Below are 4,978 nucleotides of genomic sequence, written 5' to 3'. Positions count from 1 at the left end.
CCACCGGCACCACATTCTGCGGAACCGCAGCAACGGTGACCTGTTCGGTCTTTACGCTCGTGGCACCCGCATCGTCGGTGACGGTCAACGAGACCGTGTATGTTCCCGGCGCCGCGTAGAGGTGCGAAGCGGTTACACCGCTCGCGGACGCGCCGTCGCCGAAGTCCCACGCATACGACACCACTGAACCGTCGGCATCCGACGACGACGAAGCGTCCACCGCGACCGACAGCCCCGACACCTGCGATGCGAATACCGCGGCGGGCGCTTGGTTCTCAGGGGCGACGACGATCGTCGGGTCGATGACCAGAAGATCCCGGATGGCGACCTGCACCGGATAGGCGTTCGCCGAGGTCGGAACGATCGAGGCAACGGCCACACCGCCCGGAGCCTGGAGCGCCTGCGTCGAATCCGATCGCCGTACCTGCCACGTCGTCGGCTCGGCACCCGACGCTGCCCAGATCTTGCCGACGAGGGTCGTCGGTGCTGTGCCGGTCACCTCGAAGACGACGTTGTACACCGCGTGGGGCGCGATCGTGACCCCGGGCACCGTGTAGCCGGCACCGATCGCGGTGCCTCCGCGCATGACGTGCAGGATCACCGACCCGTCGGCGGCGATGCGCACCCGCAAGACATACTGGTCGGCGCCGACCTGACGGCCGACGAACGAGATGTACTGCGCGTTGGCGATCTTGTCGACCGAGAACGACGCCGAGAGTCGCGTGTTCATGCTCGACACCGACGTCAATCCCGCCTGCTGCGAGTTCGGCGTCGTCAGCGTGATGACACCCGAGCCATCGGCCACCGAGAAGCGCGCGGGTGCACCCGTGATCGACCACTGTCCGCCCTCGTCAGCGGTACCCCAGCCGTTGAAGCTGACTCGATCGAATCCGTCACGGGCGAGCACGTTGGTCTCGGCGACGTCGACGGCGGAGGACGTGGTCGAGACCCCACCGCGATCATCCGTGACGGTCAGCGTGATGTCGTATGCCCCGGCCGTTTCGTACGCGTGGGTCGCCGTGGCTCCGGTCGCCGTGGTGCCGTCGCCGAAGTCCCAGGCGTGGGACACGATCGAACCGTCTTCGTCAGCGCTGGCGGAGCCGTCGACCGAGACGACGAGGCCGGAGATCGAATTCGTGAAGGCCGCCGACGGGAGCTTGTTCGGGGCCAGCGTGGCAGTCACCTCTTGCTGCGTCGACACCGAGCCGCCGCGGTCGTCGGTCACGGTGAGCGTCACAGCGTAGGTTCCGGGCTCGCTGTACGTGTGCGTTGCCGTCGCACCTGCGCCGGTCGCGCCATCGCCGAACGCCCACGAATATGTCACGACCTCGCCATCAGCATCCGTGCTCGTGGAGCCGTCTACGTTCAGCACGAGGTGCTCGGTCGACGCTGTGAACGCCGCCACAGGCGGCGCGTTGGGCGCCGCGACGGTGACTTCCTGGCTGATCACGCTGGTCGCGCCGAGAGCATCGGTGACCCTCAAGGTCACGTCGTACGTGCCGGCTGCTGCGTAGGTGTGGGTCGCCGAGACACCTGCTGCGGCGCTGCCGTCACCGAAGCTCCACTGATACGACTGGATCGCGTTGTCGGAGTCCGTCGACGACGCACCGTCGAAGACGACGCCGAGGCCGTCGGCAATGGCGCTGAACGACGCCACCGGCGGCTGGTTCACGAAGCCGAGCGCACCCTGCTGGTAGTGCGCGAGCACCTGCGCGGTGGTGAGAGGCGCAGGATAAACCGCCACCTCGTCAACCGACCCCCGCCAGTACGTGTCGCCCGCCCAGCCGGCGTCGCCTCCGACGCGCCAATAACCGTTATAGGCGTTGACAGCGGCGTTCGGGTGGGTGCCCACCAACGCGCCATCGATGAAAAGCTGCGTCCCCGACGACGACAGTTGGGCGACGACGTGGTGCCACCGATTGTCGTTGTAAGCGGTTGAGGTGCTGACGACGACCTGCGTGCCGTTGTACACGCCGAAGTTCACTTTGCCATCAGCGGTCATGTAAATGTGGCGGTCGTGGCTGCTGCTGGTGCCCGTGCGCGAACTGCCGAACCCGAGGATCTTTCCGCCCGTGGTGGTGTTCGTCCGGAACCACGCCTCGGCGGCGAACGTCGTCGGATTCACATACTGTTTGTCGCTCGTGATGCCCGTCTGCCTCCAGGCGCCGAAGACGCTCTTCGACGGTGCGAGACTGACCGCGGTGTTCGAAACATCAGAAAGCGCACCCGGCTGCGACTTGGTCGCCGAGCCGAAGTAGGTTCCCGTCTGGGCGTCGAAGCCCGAGTCTCTCGCCGTGGACCCCGACGACTCGCCGAGACGCCAGTACAGAGTCGGCTCGAGGTCGTACACGGCCTTGCCGTACGCGTCGGCCGGCGCGGCCGGCAGGACGGAAGCCCGTCCTGAGGCCACCCGGTGGGCGTCGACCTGCGTTCGCGTGAGGGCGGTGCCGTACACGGCCACGTCAGCGATCGCACCGCTCAGGTAGGCGCTGCTGCCGGTGTTGGGCCAACCGCCGACGTTGTCTCCGCCGATGCGCCAATAGCCCTTATAAGCCTGCGCCGACGTCGCATCGGCACGAGAGCCCACGCGAACGCCATCGACGTAGAGAGTCATGCCGGTCGATGACAGAGTGCCGACGACGTGGTGCCACTGTCCGTTGTTATAGCCCGTTCCCGTCGACAGCGATCGCTGGACCCCGGGGTAGACACCGAACGTCACACGGCCGGAGTTGTCGAGATAGATGGAGCGATCATGCAACGCCGAGCTGCCCGAGGACGCGTCGCCGAATCCGACGATCTTGCCGCCGCGGGTGCTCGTGGTCTTGAACCATGCTTCGATCGAGAAGGTGTGGAGACCGGCCTCTTCAGTTCTCGTCGACGCGAAGGAAGACGAAGACCCGGTGAACTGCGTCGCATGGGTCGATGAGAGGTTGTTGGGCCCGGCCACGCCGCGCGTTGCACCCGTCATCTGCAACGGTGCCACGCCTGCCCAGTCATCGGCCGTCGATCCGGTCCGCTCGGAAAGCGGCCAGTAGTGCAGGGGAGAATCGTCGAGCACCCTCAGGCTGTAGTCGGTGGCCATGTTCGTCGTTGCCACGGTGACAGGCACCCAGGCCCCCGTCGCCGCGTTGTGGTAGGGATCGATGGCGCGCACGCGGTATTCATACGTCTGGCCGGCGACAGCGGTCTTGTCCACGAACGTCATGCGCGGCATCGTCCAGAAGTTCGAGTCCCCGTGGACGGTGTGGATCGGGGTAGACCCCTTGTCCTGCCGGAACACTTGGTACGTCAGCGTCGTGTTGTCGCGATCGGTGTTGGCTGTCCAGGACAACCGCACCTCACCGGGACGCACTGACGTGGCCGAGATGGGGAAGTCGTCGCCGCTTCGCTCGGGTCCGGATTCATTGGGTGCCACGTCTTTCGAAGCGAAGCGCACGAGCCCTTGCTGCGGCTTGTTGTTGACCTTCAGGAACTCACCGCCGTAGAGCACGTAGTCCCCCGCGGACACGACGTCCCACGGGGCCTGGCTCTTGCCCGTGTACGTTCCCACCTGCCAGTCCGGGTACCAATGCACGATGGATGCCGCGGGGTAGCCCGCGTACGACTTGTAGCCGTGGATGTCAGAGGTGAGAAGGTTGCCGTGGTACTCCTTGGCGAAGGCCATCGAGTGATGGAACGTCCAGTTCGGGCTGGTCTGCGGCCATCCGCCGATATTGCCGCAGTAGTGGTCGTGACTCGCGGTGTAGACCACGCCCCGGTGGACAGCGACGGAGTAGTTGTCACCATGACAGTCTTCGATCCAGACGAGGCTTCCGTCGGACCACCGGGCGCGGAACGTGCCCTCGAACTTGTCCTCTTGGGTGCCGTTGTAGTCGTAGGCGACTCCGTAGACGCTGTCCTCGTCCGAAGCCAGGCCCGTGATGGCTGCGCTCGGCCCCGCGTTTCGCACGAGCGAATTCACGTCCCACCGGAGGGATGCCCCCGTAGACGAGTCGAGCGCCGCAAGACCCCGACCGGGATTCGTGGATCCATTGGTGCTCTCGAACGAACCCGCGAGGACGAGTTTCGTGCCGGTCGGATCGACCACGATCGACGTGACACCATGCCCGCCCGTGAGGGTGGCCGTGAGCGGCAGCAGCGCGCCCGTCGAAGCCGACACGGCGCCGAGCCGGGTGCGCACGCCTCCGGCCAGGCTCGAGAAGTTGCCCACCAGGTAGACGGTGTCACCCGAGGTCGCGATGTCGGTGATCCCGGCGTTGGCGTAGGGCGCCCATGGCAGCAGGTCACCCGTCGCAGCATCGAACGCTGCGATGCGGTTTCGGCTGTTTCCGGCGATATTCGTGAACGTTCCGCCGACATAGATGCGTGAACCGTCAGGCGATGCGACGATCGATTTGATCGCCCCGTTCGCCCCGGGATTCCACGACGTCATCTCTCCGGATTGGATGTCGTATGCCATCAGGTTCGCGCGCGGGACGGTGTCGACTCCTTCCGGAGCACCGGCGGGGCGAGCCGTGGCGAATTCGCCGCCCACCCACACGGTCGTGCCGGTGACCGCCTGCGTCCACACGACGCCGTCGATCTGGGCCGTGGGCAGCGGGTCAGCCGAGACGGTCTCTTCGACGCCGACGGCCGGCGCCGTGTCAGCGGACGCCATCGGCGCCGTGAAGGCGAGACTTGCCGCCGTCAGCGCGAGGGACATCGCTCCGGCGACGAGACCGCGCACCCCGCGTCGTTTCGGCCGCGCATCCCGTCGAGTGGCATCCATGAAAGAACGGTCAGCAACAACCACGATGATTCCCCAGTCAGCTCACGAAACGTGAGCAGTATCCACGCACGGATGCGCGAGTCTCCCCAGACTGATGCGATCCTAGACGACGGACCCGGAGCGCGCAATGGATGACGCGTGTGACTCCTTCGCACGCGTCGAGCGACGACGCGTGGCCCCGCTCACGGGGTGGGGGTGGTGACGGTGATC

Annotated in this window: 1 protein-coding gene; it reads right to left on the bottom strand. The window is 66.2% G+C overall.

What is annotated here, in order from left to right:
* Positions 1-4,768, bottom strand: a 4,768-nt coding sequence (locus AC25Y0_RS12915; RefSeq protein WP_488134781.1) for a PKD domain-containing protein, incomplete at its 3' end; no start/stop codon positions are given.
* Between the last annotated feature and the right edge of the window lie 210 nt (positions 4,769-4,978).

The sequence above is a fragment of the Microbacterium sp. Y547 genome (assembly GCF_057669785.1).
This window is presented reverse-complemented; position numbering and strand designations above follow the sequence as displayed.